Origin of the sequence: Streptomyces sp. R302 (genome assembly GCF_012927245.1) — a bacterium.
Taxonomy (GTDB): Bacteria; Actinomycetota; Actinomycetes; order Streptomycetales; family Streptomycetaceae; genus Streptomyces.
Genome location: NZ_JABBGE010000008.1, coordinates 299,848 through 315,640 on the forward strand (window position 1 = coordinate 299,848; position 15,793 = coordinate 315,640).

15 protein-coding genes are annotated in these 15,793 nt (G+C 71.0%); 13 read left to right on the plus strand and 2 right to left on the minus strand.

Annotated features, from left to right (window positions below):
• Nucleotides 1-53 precede the first annotated feature (53 nt).
• From HHL19_RS25590 to HHL19_RS25635, 10 genes are all read left to right on the plus strand, one after another.
• Complete coding sequence (locus HHL19_RS25590; RefSeq protein ID WP_169092688.1) at nt 54-806, plus strand: YebC/PmpR family DNA-binding transcriptional regulator; 753 nt, start codon at nt 54-56, stop codon at nt 804-806.
• Between the two features lie 118 nt (nt 807-924).
• Complete coding sequence (ruvC, locus tag HHL19_RS25595) at nt 925-1,455, plus strand: crossover junction endodeoxyribonuclease RuvC (protein WP_169092689.1); 531 nt, start codon at nt 925-927, stop codon at nt 1,453-1,455.
• Nucleotides 1,452-2,084: a Holliday junction branch migration protein RuvA gene (gene ruvA, locus HHL19_RS25600; protein WP_169092690.1), complete on the plus strand. Its 633-nt coding sequence runs from the start codon at nt 1,452-1,454 to the stop codon at nt 2,082-2,084. Before ruvC ends, ruvA begins: the two co-directional genes overlap by 4 nt.
• Nucleotides 2,085-2,122: 38 nt before the next feature.
• A complete protein-coding gene (gene ruvB / locus HHL19_RS25605; RefSeq protein WP_169092691.1) occupies nt 2,123-3,214 on the plus strand; it encodes a Holliday junction branch migration DNA helicase RuvB in 1,092 nt (363 codons plus the stop codon).
• A 201-nt stretch (nt 3,215-3,415) separates the two neighbouring features.
• Entirely contained in the window at nt 3,416-3,850 is a 435-nt protein-coding gene (gene yajC / locus HHL19_RS25610) for a preprotein translocase subunit YajC (protein WP_169092844.1), read from the plus strand.
• 148 nt (nt 3,851-3,998) lie between these two features.
• Complete coding sequence (gene secD / locus HHL19_RS25615) at nt 3,999-5,774, plus strand: protein translocase subunit SecD (RefSeq protein ID WP_346768483.1); 1,776 nt, start codon at nt 3,999-4,001, stop codon at nt 5,772-5,774.
• A 1-nt stretch (nt 5,775) separates the two neighbouring features.
• Nucleotides 5,776-6,852: a protein translocase subunit SecF gene (secF, locus tag HHL19_RS25620; protein ID WP_169092692.1), complete on the plus strand. Its 1,077-nt coding sequence runs from the start codon at nt 5,776-5,778 to the stop codon at nt 6,850-6,852.
• Complete coding sequence (locus tag HHL19_RS25625) at nt 6,849-7,400, plus strand: adenine phosphoribosyltransferase (RefSeq protein WP_169092693.1); 552 nt, start codon at nt 6,849-6,851, stop codon at nt 7,398-7,400. Before secF ends, HHL19_RS25625 begins: the two co-directional genes overlap by 4 nt.
• Nucleotides 7,401-7,549: 149 nt before the next feature.
• Nucleotides 7,550-7,930: a hypothetical protein gene (locus HHL19_RS25630; RefSeq protein WP_169092694.1), complete on the plus strand. Its 381-nt coding sequence runs from the start codon at nt 7,550-7,552 to the stop codon at nt 7,928-7,930.
• A 226-nt stretch (nt 7,931-8,156) separates the two neighbouring features.
• Nucleotides 8,157-10,607 (plus strand): bifunctional (p)ppGpp synthetase/guanosine-3',5'-bis(diphosphate) 3'-pyrophosphohydrolase, encoded by a 2,451-nt coding sequence (locus HHL19_RS25635; protein WP_169092695.1) that lies wholly within the window; start codon nt 8,157-8,159, stop codon nt 10,605-10,607.
• A 77-nt stretch (nt 10,608-10,684) separates the two neighbouring features.
• Here the strand turns inward: HHL19_RS25635 and HHL19_RS25640 are convergent, their stop codons facing one another.
• Together HHL19_RS25640 and HHL19_RS25645 are read right to left on the minus strand one after the other, a co-directional pair.
• Complete coding sequence (locus tag HHL19_RS25640) at nt 10,685-11,914, minus strand: DUF349 domain-containing protein (protein ID WP_169092696.1); 1,230 nt, start codon at nt 11,912-11,914, stop codon at nt 10,685-10,687.
• 225 nt (nt 11,915-12,139) lie between these two features.
• Nucleotides 12,140-12,892, minus strand: a complete 753-nt coding sequence (locus tag HHL19_RS25645; protein ID WP_169092697.1) for a peptidylprolyl isomerase — start codon at nt 12,890-12,892, stop codon at nt 12,140-12,142.
• Between the two features lie 154 nt (nt 12,893-13,046).
• On the opposite strand from HHL19_RS25645, the gene HHL19_RS25650 reads away from it, so the two are divergent.
• From HHL19_RS25650 to HHL19_RS25660, 3 genes are all read left to right on the plus strand, one after another.
• Nucleotides 13,047-13,754 (plus strand): MBL fold metallo-hydrolase, encoded by a 708-nt coding sequence (locus HHL19_RS25650; RefSeq protein WP_169092698.1) that lies wholly within the window; start codon nt 13,047-13,049, stop codon nt 13,752-13,754.
• Between the two features lie 11 nt (nt 13,755-13,765).
• Nucleotides 13,766-15,028: a histidine--tRNA ligase gene (hisS, locus tag HHL19_RS25655; protein WP_169092699.1), complete on the plus strand. Its 1,263-nt coding sequence runs from the start codon at nt 13,766-13,768 to the stop codon at nt 15,026-15,028.
• A gap of 135 nt (nt 15,029-15,163) precedes the next feature.
• A complete protein-coding gene (locus tag HHL19_RS25660; RefSeq protein ID WP_169092700.1) occupies nt 15,164-15,787 on the plus strand; it encodes a vitamin K epoxide reductase family protein in 624 nt (207 codons plus the stop codon).
• Nucleotides 15,788-15,793: the final 6 nt, after the last annotated feature.

A 15,793-nucleotide genomic window follows, 5' to 3' on the forward strand; every position in this document is an offset into this window, starting at 1 on the left:
GTAGGATCTCTGGGGTTCGTTCAAGATGTTGGTGACGCGAAGGAGACAGGCAGATGTCCGGCCACTCTAAATGGGCTACGACGAAGCACAAGAAGGCCGTGATCGACGCCAAGCGCGGCAAGCTCTTCGCGAAGCTGATCAAGAACATCGAGGTCGCGGCCCGCACCGGCGGTGCCGATCTGGACGGTAACCCGACGCTGTTCGACGCCGTCCAGAAGGCGAAGAAGCAGTCGGTCCCGAACAAGAACATCGACTCCGCGCTCAAGCGCGGTGCCGGTCTCGAGGCCGGCGGCGCCGACTACGAGACGATCATGTACGAGGGCTACGGCCCGAACGGTGTCGCGGTCCTCATCGAGTGCCTCACCGACAACCGCAACCGTGCCGCCTCCGACGTCCGCGTCGCCATGACCCGCAACGGCGGCTCGATGGCCGACCCGGGCTCGGTCTCGTACCTGTTCAACCGCAAGGGCGTCGTCGTGCTCCCCAAGGGCGACCGGACCGAGGACGACGTCCTGGAGGTCGTGCTCGACGCGGGCGCCGAGGAGGTCAACGACCTCGGCGAGTCCTTCGAGGTCATCAGCGAGGCCACCGACCTGGTCGCGGTCCGCACCGCGCTCCAGGAGGCCGGCTTCGACTACGACTCGGCCGAGTCCAGCTTCGTCCCGACCATGCAGGTCGAGCTCGACGAGGAGGGCGCGCGCAAGATCTTCAAGCTGATCGACGCGCTGGAGGACAGCGACGACGTGCAGAACGTCTTCGCCAACTTCGACGTCAGCGACGAGGTCATGGAGAAGGTCGACGCCTGATCGAGGCCTTTCCGGCAGCGGGCCGACGGGGACACACCCCCGTCGGCCCGCTGCGTTGTCGGTGGCACCCGATAGCCTGCACGAATAGCTGATCGAAGGATCCGAGGGAGGGGGCGACGTGCGCGTACTGGGGGTGGACCCGGGGCTCACCCGGTGCGGCGTCGGCGTGGTCGAGGGCGTCGCCGGACGGCCGCTGACCATGCTCGGGGTCGGCGTGGTCCGCACCCCCGCCGAGGCCGACATCGGCCACCGCCTCGTCGGCATCGAGCGCGGCATCGAGGAGTGGATCGACCGCTTCCAGCCCGAACTGGTCGCCGTGGAGCGGGTGTTCAGCCAGCACAACGTCCGTACGGTGATGGGCACCGCCCAGGCCAGCGCGGTCGCCATGCTCTGCGCCGCCCGGCGCGGCATCCCCGTCGCCCTGCACACCCCCAGCGAGGTCAAGGCCGCCGTCACCGGCTCGGGACGCGCCGACAAGGCCCAGGTCGGCGCCATGGTCACCCGGGTGCTGAGGCTCGCCGCCCCGCCCAAGCCGGCCGACGCCGCCGACGCGCTCGCCCTCGCCATCTGCCACATCTGGCGGGCCCCCGCCCAGAACCGCCTCCAGCAGGCCGTCGCCCTGCACGCCTCGAAAGGCCGCACGTCATGATCGCCTTCGTCAGCGGCCCGGTCGCCGCCCTCGCCCCCACGACCGCCGTCGTCGAGGTCGGCGGCGTCGGCATGGCCGTCCAGTGCACGCCGAACACCCTGGCCGGCCTCCGGATCGGCGAGCACGCCCGGCTCGCCACCTCCCTCGTCGTCCGGGAGGACTCCCTCACGCTGTACGGCTTCGCCGACGACGACGAGCGCCAGGTCTTCGAACTGCTCCAGACCGCCAGCGGCGTCGGCCCCCGGCTCGCCCAGGCCATGCTCGGCGTCCACAGCCCCGACGCGCTCCGCCTCGCCGTCTCCACCGGCGACGAGAAGGCCCTCACGGCCGTTCCCGGCATCGGCAAGAAGGGCGCCCAGAAGCTCCTTCTCGAACTGAAGGACAAGCTCGGCCAGCCCCTCGGCAGCAGCGGCCTCGTCGGCCAGCAGCGCGCCGTCGCCACCGGCCCCGCGCCCTGGACCGAGCAGCTCACCGCCGCCCTCGTCGGCCTCGGCTACGCGAGCCGGGAGGCCGAGGAGGCCGTCGCCGCCGTCACCCCGCAGGCCGAGGCCGCGCTCGCCGAGACCGGCTCCGCACCCGTGCCCCAGCTGCTGCGCGCCGCCCTCCAGACGCTCAACCGAGCCCGCTGACCGCGGCCGACCCCGCCCGTACGAAGGAAGACACCACCGTGAACTGGGACGACGAGACGGCATCCGCCCCCGAGGAGCGGATCGTCGGCGCCGCCGCCGAGGGCGACGACCAGGCCGTCGAGGCCGCCCTGCGCCCCAAGGACCTCGGCGAGTTCATCGGCCAGGAGAAGGTCCGCCAGCAGCTCGACCTCGTCCTCAAGGCCGCCCGCCAGCGCGGCGCCACCGCCGACCACGTGCTGCTCTCCGGCGCCCCGGGCCTCGGCAAGACCACCCTGTCGATGATCATCGCCGCGGAGATGAACGCGCCGATCCGGATCACCTCCGGCCCCGCCATCCAGCACGCCGGCGACCTCGCCGCGATCCTCTCCTCCCTCCAGGAGGGCGAGATCCTCTTCCTCGACGAGATCCACCGGATGTCCCGGCCCGCCGAGGAGATGCTCTACATGGCGATGGAGGACTTCCGCGTCGACGTCATCGTCGGCAAGGGCCCCGGCGCCACCGCCATCCCCCTCGACCTGCCGCCGTTCACCCTGGTCGGCGCCACCACCCGGGCTGGCCTGCTGCCGCCGCCGCTGCGCGACCGCTTCGGCTTCACCGCCCACATGGAGTTCTACGAGCCGCACGAGCTGGAGCGGGTCGTCACCCGCTCCGCCGGCCTCCTCGACGTGGAGATCGACCCCGCCGGCGCCGCCGAGATCGCCGGCCGCTCCCGCGGCACCCCCCGCATCGCCAACCGGCTGCTCCGCCGCGTCCGCGACTACGCCCAGGTGAGGGCCGACGGAGTGATCACCCGCGAGATCGCCGGTGCCGCCCTCGGCGTGTACGAGGTCGACAGCCGCGGCCTCGACCGCCTCGACCGCGCCGTCCTGGAGGCCCTCCTGAAGCTCTTCGGCGGCGGTCCCGTCGGCCTCTCCACCCTCGCCGTCGCCGTGGGCGAGGAGCGCGAGACCGTCGAGGAGGTCGCCGAACCCTTCCTCGTACGCGAGGGACTGCTGGCCCGTACGCCCCGTGGCCGGGTCGCCACGCCGGCGGCATGGACCCACCTCGGACTGGTCCCGCCGCAGGCAGCGGGCCCGGCCGGGACTTCCGGAGCGGCGGGATCCGGACAACAGGGGCTCTTCGGCGCCTGAGGCCGCTGTGACGGGCGGGTGACGGCGCGGAGTCTCGCCCGACGAGGAACCACGGTGCCATGCTGGGCGTTGTTCCATCGATGCGGACTCGCCTAGACTCCGCCGATGCCGCCCTTTCCGGCGGCGTACCCACCCCCGAAGATCAGGCCGCGGGTTCTCCGTGACCGTGCGAAGGATTTCCGTCCCGTGAATAACATCGGCATGCTCCTCCCCTTCATCGTGCTCATCGGGGCGATGTTCCTGATGACCCGCTCTGCCAAGAAGAAGCAGGCACAGGCGGCGGAGATGCGCAACCAGATGCAGCCCGGCACCGGCGTACGCACGATCGGGGGAATGTACGCCACCGTCAAGGAGATCCAGGACGAGACCGTCCTGCTCGAGGTCGCGCCCGGCGTCCACGCCGTCTACGCGAAGAACTCCATCGGCGCGGTCCTCGACGACGCCGAGTACAACCGGATCGTCCACGGCGACACCGACGAGGACGTCGCCGACGACTCCGAGACCGTCGTCCCGGACGACGCCTCCTCGCTGACCGAGGTCGCCGACGAGGCGCCCAAGGCCGATCTGACGAAGAAGTCGGACGCGGCCGAGTCCGAGAAGGACGGCAAGACCGACGGCGAGACCGAGGCGAAGTAACGCGCGTCCGGCACCGCGGCCCCACGCCCACCGGCGCGGCCGCGGCCGGACACGGTCCGACGTCTGCGGGGGATGGTCCCCACACACACTTCGTGGCCTCCGTGCGCCCACCCGGCGCCCGGACGGTTTGGACAGGGAGAAACGACAGGTGGCAGCACCGAAGAAGGGTCGAAGGCCGGCGGGGGGACAGAGCCGGCCCGGCCGCGCCCTGGCGCTCATTCTGATCGCCATGGTCGCGCTCACCGGCGGCATGTTCTGGTCGGGGCACACCACCCCGCGCCTCGGCATCGACCTCGCCGGCGGCACGTCGATCACGCTCAAGGCCAAGGCGGAGCCCGGCCAGGAGTCCGCGGTCAACGAGACCAACATGAACACGGCGGTCGGCATCATCGAGCGCCGCGTCAACGGTCTCGGCGTCTCCGAGGCCGAGGTCCAGACGCAGGGCCGCGAGAACATCATCGTCAACATCCCCAAGGGGACGAACGAGAAGCAGGCCCGCGAGCAGGTCGGCACCACCGCCCAGCTCTACTTCCGGCCCGTGCTCGCCGTCGCGGCCGCCTCGCCCGAGCCGGCGCCCACCGCGACCCCCTCGGGCTCGGCCACGCCGAAGCCCTCCGCGTCCACCTCCGCGGGTGACAAGAAGTCGGCCACGCCGACCGCCACCGCCTCCACCCAGGGCCGTGCGCTCTCCGAGGCCCTCAAGGCCCCGAGCGCCACGGGCACGCCCACGCCCACCGGCTCCGCCTCCGGCGCGCCGAAGGCGAGCGGCACCCCGAAGCCGAGCGGCACCCCGCAGGCGACCCCGTCCGCGGACGCCGACACCGCCGCCCTCCAGCAGAAGTTCGCCACCCTGAACTGCCTGGACCCCAAGCAGCGCACCGGCGCCGCGGCCGGCACCAAGCCCACCGACACGATCGTCGCCTGCGGCAAGAACGCGATCGACCAGTGGGAGAAGTACCTCCTCGGTCCCGCCGAGGTCGAGGGCCGTGACGTCGACGACGCCAAGGCCGCCATCGACCAGCAGACCGGCCAGTGGATCGTGGACATGGAGTTCACGAGCGCCGGCTCGAAGAAGTTCCAGTCGATCACCGGCAAGCTCTCGCAGCAGACCGAGCCGCAGAACCAGTTCGCGATCGTCCTCGACGGCGAGGTCGTCTCGGCGCCCCGCGTGCAGACCACGCTCAGCGCCAACGCGCAGATCTCCGGCAGCTTCAACCAGCAGTCCGCGCAGGACCTCGGCAACATCCTCGCCTACGGTGCCCTGCCGCTCTCCTTCGACACCCAGAGCGTCGACACCGTCACCGCCGCCCTCGGCGGCGACCAGCTGGAGGCCGGCCTCATCGCCGGAGCCATCGGTCTCGCCCTGGTCATCATCTACCTGGTGGTCTACTACCGCGGCCTGTCGTTCATCGCGATCCTCAGCCTCGGCGTCTCCGCCCTGCTCACCTACGTGATCATGGCCCTGCTCGGCCCGGCCATCGGCTTCGCGCTGAACCTGCCGGCCGTCTGCGGAGCCATCGTCGCCATCGGCATCACCGCGGACTCGTTCATCGTGTACTTCGAGCGCATCCGCGACGAGATCCGCGAGGGCCGCACCCTGCGTCCGGCCGTCGAGCGCGCCTGGCCGCGCGCCCGCCGCACGATCCTGGTCTCCGACTTCGTGTCGTTCCTCGCCGCCGCGGTGCTCTTCATCGTCACCGTCGGCAAGGTCCAGGGCTTCGCGTTCACGCTCGGCCTGACCACCCTGCTCGACGTCGTCGTGGTGTTCCTCTTCACCAAGCCGGTGATGACGCTGCTCGCCCGCACGAAGTTCTTCGGCAACGGCCACAAGCTGTCCGGCCTCGACCCGAAGAGCCTGGGCGCCAAGCCGCCGCTGCGCCGCACCCGTCGTACCACCGCCCCCGTCGCCCCGAAGGAGGCGTGAGATGTCGAAGCTCGGAGATCTCGGCGCCCGGCTCCACCGCGGTGAGGTCGGCTACGACTTCATCGGCAACCGCAAGATCTGGTACGGCCTGTCCGTCCTGATCACCATCACGGCCATCGTCGCCCTGGCCGTCCGCGGCCTCAACATGGGCATCGAGTTCCAGGGCGGTGCCGTCTTCACCACCCCGAAGTCGGACGTCACCGTCAGCCAGGCCACGGAGTACGCGGAGGAGGCCTCCGGCCACGACGCGATCGTCCAGCAGCTCGGCAACGGCTCCCTGCGCATCCAGGTCGGCGGTCTCGACACCGAGCAGTCCGACCAGGTCCGCACCGAGCTGGCCAAGGACCTGAACATCCCCGAGGACAAGATCGCCGCCGAGCTGGTCGGCCCCAGCTGGGGCGAGCAGATCGCCAACAAGGCATGGACCGGCCTCGGCGTCTTCATGATCCTCGTGGTGATCTACCTGGCCATCGCCTTCGAGTGGAGAATGGCCGTCGCGGCGCTGATCGCGCTGATCCACGACCTCACGATCACGGTGGGCATCTACTCGCTGGTCGGCTTCGAGGTCACGGTCGGCACGGTGATCGGTCTGCTGACGATCCTCGGCTACTCGCTGTACGACACCGTCGTCGTCTTCGACTCCCTCAAGGAGCAGACGAAGGACATCACGAAGCAGACCCGCTTCACCTACAGCGACATGGCCAACCGCTCGATCAACGGCACCCTGGTCCGCTCCATCAACACCACCGTGGTGGCGCTGCTGCCCGTCGCCGGCCTGCTCTTCATCGGCGGCGGCGTCCTCGGCGCCGGCATGCTGAACGACATCTCGCTGTCGCTCTTCGTGGGTCTGGCCGCCGGCGCCTACTCCTCGATCTTCATCGCCACCCCGCTCGTCGCCGACCTCAAGGAGCGCGAGCCGGCGATGCAGGCGCTGAAGAAGCGCGTCCTCGCCAAGCGCGCGGCCGCCGCCGCCCGCGGCGAGGAAGGCCTGGACGACGGCACCGACGCGGGCGAGGCCGCGGTCGTCGGCCCGCGCACCGCCGCCCGCGGCGGCCGCGCCGGGGAGCGCCGAGGATGACCGCCGAGGCCCAGGACGTGACCGGCCTGCTGCTCAGCCGGATCCGCGACGTCCCCGACTACCCGAAGCCGGGCGTGCTGTTCAAGGACATCACGCCGCTGCTCGCGGACCCGGAGGCGTTCACGGCCCTCACCGACGCCCTCGCCGCCCTGTGCTCCGCGCACGGCGCGACGAAGATCGTCGGCCTGGAGGCCCGCGGCTTCATCCTGGCGGCGCCGGTCGCCGTCCGCGCGGGTCTGGGCTTCGTCCCGGTCCGCAAGGCCGGCAAGCTCCCCGGGGCCACGCTCCGGCAGGCGTACGAGCTGGAGTACGGCACCGCCGAGATCGAGGTGCACGCCGAGGATCTGGCCGCGGGCGACCGCGTCATGGTCATCGACGACGTCCTCGCCACCGGCGGCACCGCCGAGGCCTCCATCGAGCTCATCCGCCGCGCCGGCGCCGAGGTCGCCGGCGTCGCGGTCCTCATGGAGCTCGGCTTCCTCCCGGGCCGCACCCGCCTGGAGCCCGCCCTCCAGGGCGCTCCGCTCACCGCACTCATTCGAGTGTGATGCGTAAAGGCACGCGACCTGCGGTCCGATGACGAGGATGGGCCATGCGAGGGGCACCCCGGGATCTCCCGAGGTGCCCCTCGTGCCGTGGCCTCCTCGGATCGAACCGGAGGAAGCGAATGAAGATGTTCCGGAGGGGCGTCGTCGGAATGGCATCGGTCCTGGCGCTGGCCGGCCTCGTGCCGACGGCGGGCCCGGTCAGCGCCGGCCAGGCGACGCGCGTCCCCGCTGCCGCGGCCGACAGCTGTGTGGGCTGGAAGAACGCCGGCAGCGCCCCCCTGAAGTGGACGAAGGCCAGTGACGGCTGCGGTCACTTCGGGGCCGACGGGATGACCATGAGGTACGACTGGGCCGTGTTCAAGGGCGGGAGCGTCTGCCTGCGAGCCAAGGGCTTCGACCGCCGCACCAAGGAGATCTGGTCCGACCCCGTGTGCGGCAAGAGCGGATCGATCAAGGTCCACTGGGGCGACGTCGCGGCCCAGAAGGAGATCCAGGTGAAGGGCGGTCCTTCGCTGCTCCGCTGGAACTGATCGCGGATGCCCGGCCAGGGGCGCCCCGGGAATTCCCGGGGCGCCCCTGGCGTTTGCCCCGGTACGTCCCCGGAAGGGGCCGGAGAAGCGGCGGCGGGCCCCCGCCCGTCGCCCCGGCGCGTGAGCAGGGGGCGTCATGGCTCGATACGATGGCCTTTCCGGGCCTGACCGGGGGACCCGGAACCTCCCCCAGACCCCGTCCGGGGGGACGCCAGAGGAGCGCTCTTTGCCAGACGAGGCCCAGTCACTCTCCGCCGCGCAGCCCGACCCCAAGGCCGATCAGGCCGCGCAGGGAACCGGCACGCCCAAGAACAAGCCCGCGGAGAACAGGCCGAAGCCTGCTGCGCCCGCTCCCGCTCCGGCCCCCGCGCCCAGCCGCTCCGGCGGTTCCTCCAACCGGGTGCGCGCCCGGCTCGCGCGGCTCGGGGTGCAGCGCTCGTCGCCGTACAACCCGGTCCTCGAACCGCTCCTTCGGATCGTCCGCTCCAACGACCCGAAGATCGAAACGGCCACTTTGCGCCAGATCGAGCGGGCCTACCAGGTCGCGGAGCGCTGGCACCGCGGCCAGAAGCGCAAGAGCGGCGACCCGTACATCACCCACCCGCTCGCCGTCACCACCATCCTCGCCGAGCTCGGCATGGACCCGGCGACGCTGATGGCAGGCCTCCTGCACGACACCGTCGAGGACACCGAGTACGGCCTGGAGGACCTGCGCCGCGACTTCGGCGACCAGGTCACCCTCCTCGTCGACGGCGTCACCAAGCTCGACAAGGTCCGCTTCGGCGAGGCCGCGCAGGCCGAGACCGTCCGCAAGATGGTCGTCGCCATGGCCAAGGACCCCCGGGTCCTCGTCATCAAGCTCGCCGACCGCCTGCACAACATGCGCACCATGCGCTACCTCAAGCGGGAGAAGCAGGAGAAGAAGGCCCGCGAGACCCTGGAGATCTACGCCCCGCTGGCCCACCGGCTGGGCATGAACACCATCAAGTGGGAGCTGGAGGACCTCGCCTTCGCGATCCTCTACCCCAAGATGTACGACGAGATCGTCCGGCTCGTCGCCGAGCGCGCCCCCAAGCGGGACGAGTACCTCGCGATAGTGACCGACGAGGTCCAGAGCGACCTGCGCGCCGCCCGCATCAAGGCGACCGTCACCGGCCGCCCCAAGCACTACTACAGCGTCTACCAGAAGATGATCGTCCGCGGCCGTGACTTCGCGGAGATCTACGACCTGGTCGGCATCCGCGTCCTCGTGGACACCGTCCGCGACTGCTACGCGGCCCTCGGCACCGTCCACGCGCGATGGAACCCGGTCCCCGGCCGGTTCAAGGACTACATCGCGATGCCGAAGTTCAACATGTACCAGTCGCTGCACACGACGGTCATCGGCCCCAACGGCAAGCCCGTCGAGCTGCAGATCCGCACCTTCGACATGCACCGCCGCGCCGAGTACGGCATCGCCGCGCACTGGAAGTACAAGCAGGAGGCCGTCGCCGGCGCCTCCAAGGTCCGCACCGACGTGCCCAAGGGCGGCGGCAAGGACGACCACCTCAACGACATGGCGTGGCTGCGCCAGCTGCTCGACTGGCAGAAGGAGACCGAGGACCCGGGCGAGTTCCTGGAGTCCCTCCGCTTCGACCTCTCGCGCAACGAGGTCTTCGTCTTCACGCCCAAGGGCGACGTCATCGCCCTGCCCGCCGGCGCCACCCCGGTCGACTTCTCCTACGCCGTCCACACCGAGGTCGGCCACCGCACCATAGGGGCCCGGGTCAACGGCCGCCTCGTGCCGCTCGAATCCACCCTCGACAACGGCGACCTCGTCGAGGTCTTCACCTCCAAGGCCGCCGGCGCCGGCCCCTCCCGCGACTGGCTGGGCTTCGTCAAGTCCCCGCGCGCCCGCAACAAGATCCGCGCCTGGTTCTCCAAGGAGCGCCGCGAGGAGGCCATCGAGCAGGGCAAGGACGCCATCGCGCGGGCCATGCGCAAGCAGAACCTGCCGATCCAGCGGATCCTCACCGGCGACTCCCTCGTCACCCTCGCCCACGAGCTGCGCTACACCGACATCTCCTCGCTGTACGCGGCGATCGGCGAGGGCCACGTCACCGCCCAGTCCATCGTGCAGAAGCTGGTGCAGGCGCTCGGCGGCGAGGAGGCCGCCACCGAGGACATCGCCGAGACCGCCCCGCCGACCCGCGGCCGCTCCAAGCGGCGCTCCAACGCCGACCCGGGCGTGGTCGTCAAGGGCGTCGACGACGTGTGGGTCAAGCTGGCCCGCTGCTGCACCCCGGTGCCCGGCGACCCGATCATCGGCTTCGTCACCCGCGGCAGCGGCGTCTCCGTCCACCGCAGCGACTGCGTCAACGTCGACTCGCTGTCCCGGGAGCCGGAGCGGATCCTGGAGGTCGAGTGGGCCCCGACCCAGTCCTCGGTCTTCCTGGTCGCCATCCAGGTCGAGGCGCTGGACCGCTCCCGGCTCCTCTCGGACGTCACGCGGGTCCTCTCGGACCAGCACGTCAACATCCTCTCGGCGGCCGTCCAGACCTCCCGGGACCGGGTGGCCACCTCCCGCTTCACCTTCGAGATGGGCGACCCCAAGCACCTGGGCCACGTCCTCAAGGCGGTCCGCGGCGTCGAGGGCGTGTACGACGTCTACCGCGTGACCAGCGCGCGGCGCCCGTAGCCGTACCCCGGTACGTACACGGGAAGGGCCCCCGGCACGCGCCGGGGGCCCTTCCTCGTACCGCTGCTCCTACGGCGTCAGCCGCCGAACTCCTCCAGGCCCTTCAGCGCCTGGTCGAGCAGGGCCTGGCGGCCCTCCAGCTCCTTGGCGAGCTTGTCGGCCCTGGCGTCGTTGCCCGCCGCCCGGGCCGCGTCGATCTGCTTGCGCAGCTTCTCGACGGCGTCCTGGAGCTGACCGGTCAGACCCGCGGCACGCGCGCGTGCCTCCGGGTTGGTGCGGCGCCACTCGGCCTCCTCGGCCTCCTGGATGGCCCGCTCCACCGTGTGCATCCGGCCCTCCACCTTCGGGCGGGCGTCGCGCGGCACGTGGCCGATGGCCTCCCAGCGCTCGTTGAGCGCGCGGAAGGCGGCGCGGGCGGCCTTCAGGTCCGTCACCGGCAGCAGCTTCTCGGCCTCGCCGGCGAGCTCCTCCTTCAGCGCCAGGTTCTCGGTCTGCTCCGCGTCCCGCTCGGCGAAGACCCCGGACCTGGCCGCGAAGAAGACGTCCTGGGCGCCGCGGAAGCGGTTCCACAGGTCGTCCTCGTGCTCGCGCTGCGCGCGCCCGGCGGCCTTCCAGTCGGCCATCAGCTCGCGGTAGCGGGCCGCCGTCGCGCCCCAGTCGGTCGAGTTCTGCAGCGCCTCGGCCTCGGCGACCAGGCGCTCCTTGGTCTTGCGGGCCTCCTCGCGCTGCGCGTCGAGCTGGGCGAAGTGGGCCTTGCGGCGCTTGGAGAAGGCCGAGCGGGCGTGCGAGAAGCGGTGCCACAGCTCGTCGTCGGACTTCCGGTCGAGCCGCGGCAGGCCCTTCCAGGTGTCCACGAGCGCCCGCAGCCGCTCGCCGGCGACCCGCCACTGCTCGCTCTGGGCCAGCTCCTCGGCCTCGGTGACCAGGGCCTCCTTCGCGGAGCGCGCCTCGTCGGCCTGCTTCGCCTTCTGCGCCTTGCGCTCCTCGCGGCGCGAGTCCACCGACGCCACGAGCTTGTCGAGCCGGGCGCCGAGCGCGGCCAGGTCGCCGACGGCGTGGTGCTCGTCGATCTGCTGGCGGATGTGCTCGATCGCCGTCTGGGCGTCCTTCGCCGAGAGGTCGGTTGTCTTCACCCGCTTCTCGAGGAGGCCGATCTCGACAACCAGGCCCTCGTACTTGCGCTCGAAGTAGGCCAGCGCCTCCTCGGGGGTGCCCGCCTGCCAGGATCCGACGACCTTCTCACCCTCGGCCGTCCGCACGTACACGGTGCCCGTCTCGTCGACACGGCCCCACGGGTCGCTGCTCACAGCGCCTCCTCACCATGATGCCCTCGTCGGGTGGTGACCCCCGGGCATCGTCCACAGTTCCTGGGCGGGCCTCGCCCGCCTCCGCCGCGCGGCCGACGATCGGACCGCGCCGCACAACGCCAATCTAGGCGAACGGCGGCCCGGCTGTCCGCACTCGGCGCCACCGAAATTCCACGGTCACGTGCGTGCGGACGTTCGGGCCGCCGTCGCCCCTCGCCTCCGGCGTCACTTCGCCGAGACGGTCGCCTTCTCGATGGTGACCGGCTTCTTCGGGGCCCCGTCGCCCTGGCCGCCCTCGACGCCCGCGGCGCCGACCTTCTGCACCGCCGCCAGTCCGGCCGCGTCGATCGTGCCGAAGGGGGTGTACTGCGGCGGCAGCTTCGAGTCCTTGTAGACGAGGAAGAACTGCGAGCCGCCGGTGCCCGGCTGCCCCGTGTTGGCCATGGCGACCGTGCCCGCCTTGTAGGTCACCTTGCCGTCGTCGCCCGGCTTGCCCAGGGCGTCGAGGTTCTCGTCCGGGATGGTGTAGCCGGGGCCGCCCATGCCGGTGCCCTCCGGGTCGCCGCACTGGAGGACGAAGATCCCGGCGGTGGTGAGCCGGTGGCACTTGGTGCCGTCGAAGTACTTCTTGTCGGCGAGGTGCTTGAAGGAGTTCACCGTGCGCGGGGTCTTCGCCGCGTCCATGGTGATCGTGATGTCGCCCTCGTCGGTCTTCAGGGCCATGGCGTACGCGCCCTTGGCCTCGATGCCCATCTTCGGCTCGCCGGTCGGCGTCTCCGCCTCGGTGTTCTTGGCGTCGTCCCCGAGGAACTGCACCGAGGCGTACACCGCTCCGCCCGCGGCGAGCACCACCGCGAGGGAGGCCGCGATCACGGTCGTGCGGCGCTTCGCCTTGCGCTGCGCCTCCGCCCGTCGCTGCTGCTGGCGTGCGTACTTGTCCCTGGCGAGCTGCCGCCGCCGCTGATCGCTGGTGACCACCGGGTCCGCTCCTTGTCGGTCGTGTGTTCCTGTCCTGGCCGGACGTGCCCGTACCGTATACGGGTTGGCTGTGGAATACGCAGCGCCGGTAGGCTCTGATCTGCTGCATTCCGCAAGGCCGCAGTCATCTGCCGGACGACACAGAAGGACGATCGTGCTGATTGCCGGGTTCCCCGCCGGGGCCTGGGGCACCAACTGCTACGTGGTCGCCCCCGCCGCAGGCGAGGAGTGCGTCATCATCGACCCGGGCCACCAGGCCGCCCAGGGAGTCGAGGAGACGCTGAAGAAGCATCGGCTCAAGCCCGTCGCGGTGGTCCTCACCCATGGCCATATCGACCACGTCGCCTCCGTCGTCCCGGTCTGCGGCGCCCATGACGTACCCGCGTGGATCCACCCCGCCGACCGGTACATGATGAGCGACCCGGAGAAGGCCCTCGGCCGCTCCATCGGGATGCCCCTCATGGGCGAGCTGACCGTGGGCGAGCCGGACGACGTGCACGAGCTCACCGACGGCGCCGGGCTGAAGCTCGCCGGCATGGAGTTCTCCGTCGCGCACGCGCCCGGTCATACCAAGGGGTCGGTGACCTTCCGGACGCCGGAGACGACGGAGATCCCCTCCGTGCTCTTCTCCGGCGACCTGCTGTTCGCCGGCTCCATCGGACGCACCGACCTGCCCGGCGGTGACATGGACGAGATGCTCGCGTCGCTGACCCGCGTGGTCCTGCCGCTCGACAACTCGACCGTCGTCCTGTCCGGCCACGGTCCCCAGACGACCATCGGCCAGGAGCGCGCCACCAACCCGTATCTGCGGCAGGTGGCCTCCGGCCTCGGGAGCACGGACGCTCCCCGACGAGGAATGTGACGAGAACCTCCGTGAGCACCTTTCAGGCCCCCAAGGGCACGTACGACCTGATCCCCCCGCGCTCCGCCGTCTTCCTGGCGGTCCGGGACGCCATCTCCACGCAGGCGAGGAACGCCGGCTACGGCTACGTCGAGACCCCCGGCTTCGAGGACGTGAACCTCTTCGCCCGCGGCGTCGGCGAGTCCACCGACATCGTCACCAAGGAGATGTACACCCTCACCACGAAGGGCGGCGACCAGCTCGCCCTGCGCCCCGAGGGCACCGCCTCCGTCCTGCGCGCGGCCCTCCAGGCCAACCTGCACAAGCAGGGCAACCTGCCGGTGAAGCTCTGGTACTCCGGCTCCTACTACCGCTACGAGCGCGCCCAGGCCGGCCGCTACCGCCACTTCTCGCAGGTCGGCGCCGAGGCGATCGGCGCCGAGGACCCGGCGCTCGACGCCGAGCTGATCATCCTGGCCGACCAGGCGTACCGCTCCCTCGGCCTGCGCCAGTACCGCATCCTGCTGAACTCGCTCGGCGACAAGGAGTGCCGCCCCGTCTACCGCGAGGCCCTGCAGACCTTCCTGCGCGGCCTCGACCTCGACGAGGAGACGCTGCGCCGCGCCGAGATCAACCCGCTGCGGGTCCTCGACGACAAGCGGGCCGACGTGCAGAAGCAGCTCGTCGACGCGCCGCTGCTCCGCGACTACCTGTGCGACGCCTGCAAGGCGTACCACGAGCAGGTCCGTGAGCTGATCACCGCCGCCGGCGTCGTCTTCGAGGACGACCCGAAGCTGGTCCGCGGCCTCGACTACTACACCCGGACCACCTTCGAGTTCGTGCACGACGGCCTGGGCTCCCAGTCGGCCGTCGGCGGCGGCGGCCGCTACGACGGCCTCTCCGAGATGATCGGCGGCCCCTCGCTGCCGTCCGTCGGCTGGGCGCTCGGTGTGGACCGTACGGTCCTCGCCCTGGAGGCGGAGGGCGTCGAGCTGGACCTGCCCGCCACCACCAGCGTCTTCGCGGTGGCCCTCGGCGAGGAGGCGCGCCGCGTCCTCTTCGGCAAGGTCACCGAGCTGCGCCGGGACGGGATCGCCGCGGACTTCTCCTTCGGCGGCAAGGGCCTCAAGGGAGCGATGAAGGACGCCAACCGCTCCGGCGCCCGCCTCGCGCTCGTCGCGGGCGAGCGGGACCTCGCCGAGGGCGTCGTCCAGCTCAAGGACATGGAGTCCGGAGAGCAGCGCGCGGTCGCCCTGGACGAGGTCCTGGACGCCGTCCGCGCCCAGCTCGCCTGACCCACGTACCCAGGGAAGGGCCCGGTCCGCCCCGCGCGGCCGGGCCCTCGCTTATGCCCCGCGAACGGCCGATGGCGTACGCCTTGTTGCAGAATGGCCGGGGCCAGGAGGCCCGCGAGCGAGGGAAAAGGACAGATGACGAAAGCCGCTGCGGAGACGACGGGGACGACGGGGACGACCGGGACGATCGGCGCGAGCAAGGGCCTCGCCTGGCTCCTGGTGATCACCGGTGCGGCCGGACTGCTCGCCGCCTGGGTCATCACCCTCGACAAGTTCAAGCTCCTGGAGGACCCGAACTTCGTCCCCGGGTGCAGCCTCAACCCCATCGTGTCCTGCGGGAACATCATGAAGAGCGAGCAGGCCTCGGTCTTCGGCTTCCCCAACCCCATGCTCGGCCTGGTCACCTACGGCATGGTGGTCGCCATCGGCGTCGGCCTCCTCGCGGGCGCCCGCTACCGCCGCTGGTACTGGCTCGGCCTCAACGCCGGCACCCTCTTCGGCGTCGGCTTCTGCACCTGGCTGATGCAGCAGTCCCTGTACGAGATCAACTCGCTCTGCCTCTGGTGCTGCCTCGCCTGGGTCGCCACCATCGTCATGTTCTGGTACGTGACCTCGCACAACGTCCGCAAGGGCGTCATCCCCGCCCCGGCCGGCCTGCGGACCTTCTTCGCCGAGTTCACCTGGGTCCTGCCCGTCCTGCACATCGGGATCATCGGCATGCTGATCCTGACCCGCTGGTGGGACTTCTGGACGAGCTGACCGGCG

Bases quoted from the DNA above. Each gene is read 5' to 3' on its own strand.
- HHL19_RS25590 (WP_169092688.1), top strand. From the start codon at position 54: ATGTCCGGCCACTCTAAATGGGCTACGACGAAGCACAAGAAGGCCGTG.
- ruvA (WP_169092690.1), top strand. From the start codon at position 1,452: ATGATCGCCTTCGTCAGCGGCCCGGTCGCCGCCCTCGCCCCCACGACC.
- yajC (WP_169092844.1), top strand. From the start codon at position 3,416: ATGCTCCTCCCCTTCATCGTGCTCATCGGGGCGATGTTCCTGATGACC.
- secF (WP_169092692.1), top strand. From the start codon at position 5,776: ATGTCGAAGCTCGGAGATCTCGGCGCCCGGCTCCACCGCGGTGAGGTC.
- HHL19_RS25625 (WP_169092693.1), top strand. From the start codon at position 6,849: ATGACCGCCGAGGCCCAGGACGTGACCGGCCTGCTGCTCAGCCGGATC.
- HHL19_RS25630 (WP_169092694.1), top strand. From the start codon at position 7,550: ATGGCATCGGTCCTGGCGCTGGCCGGCCTCGTGCCGACGGCGGGCCCG.
- HHL19_RS25660 (WP_169092700.1), top strand. From the start codon at position 15,164: ATGACGAAAGCCGCTGCGGAGACGACGGGGACGACGGGGACGACCGGG.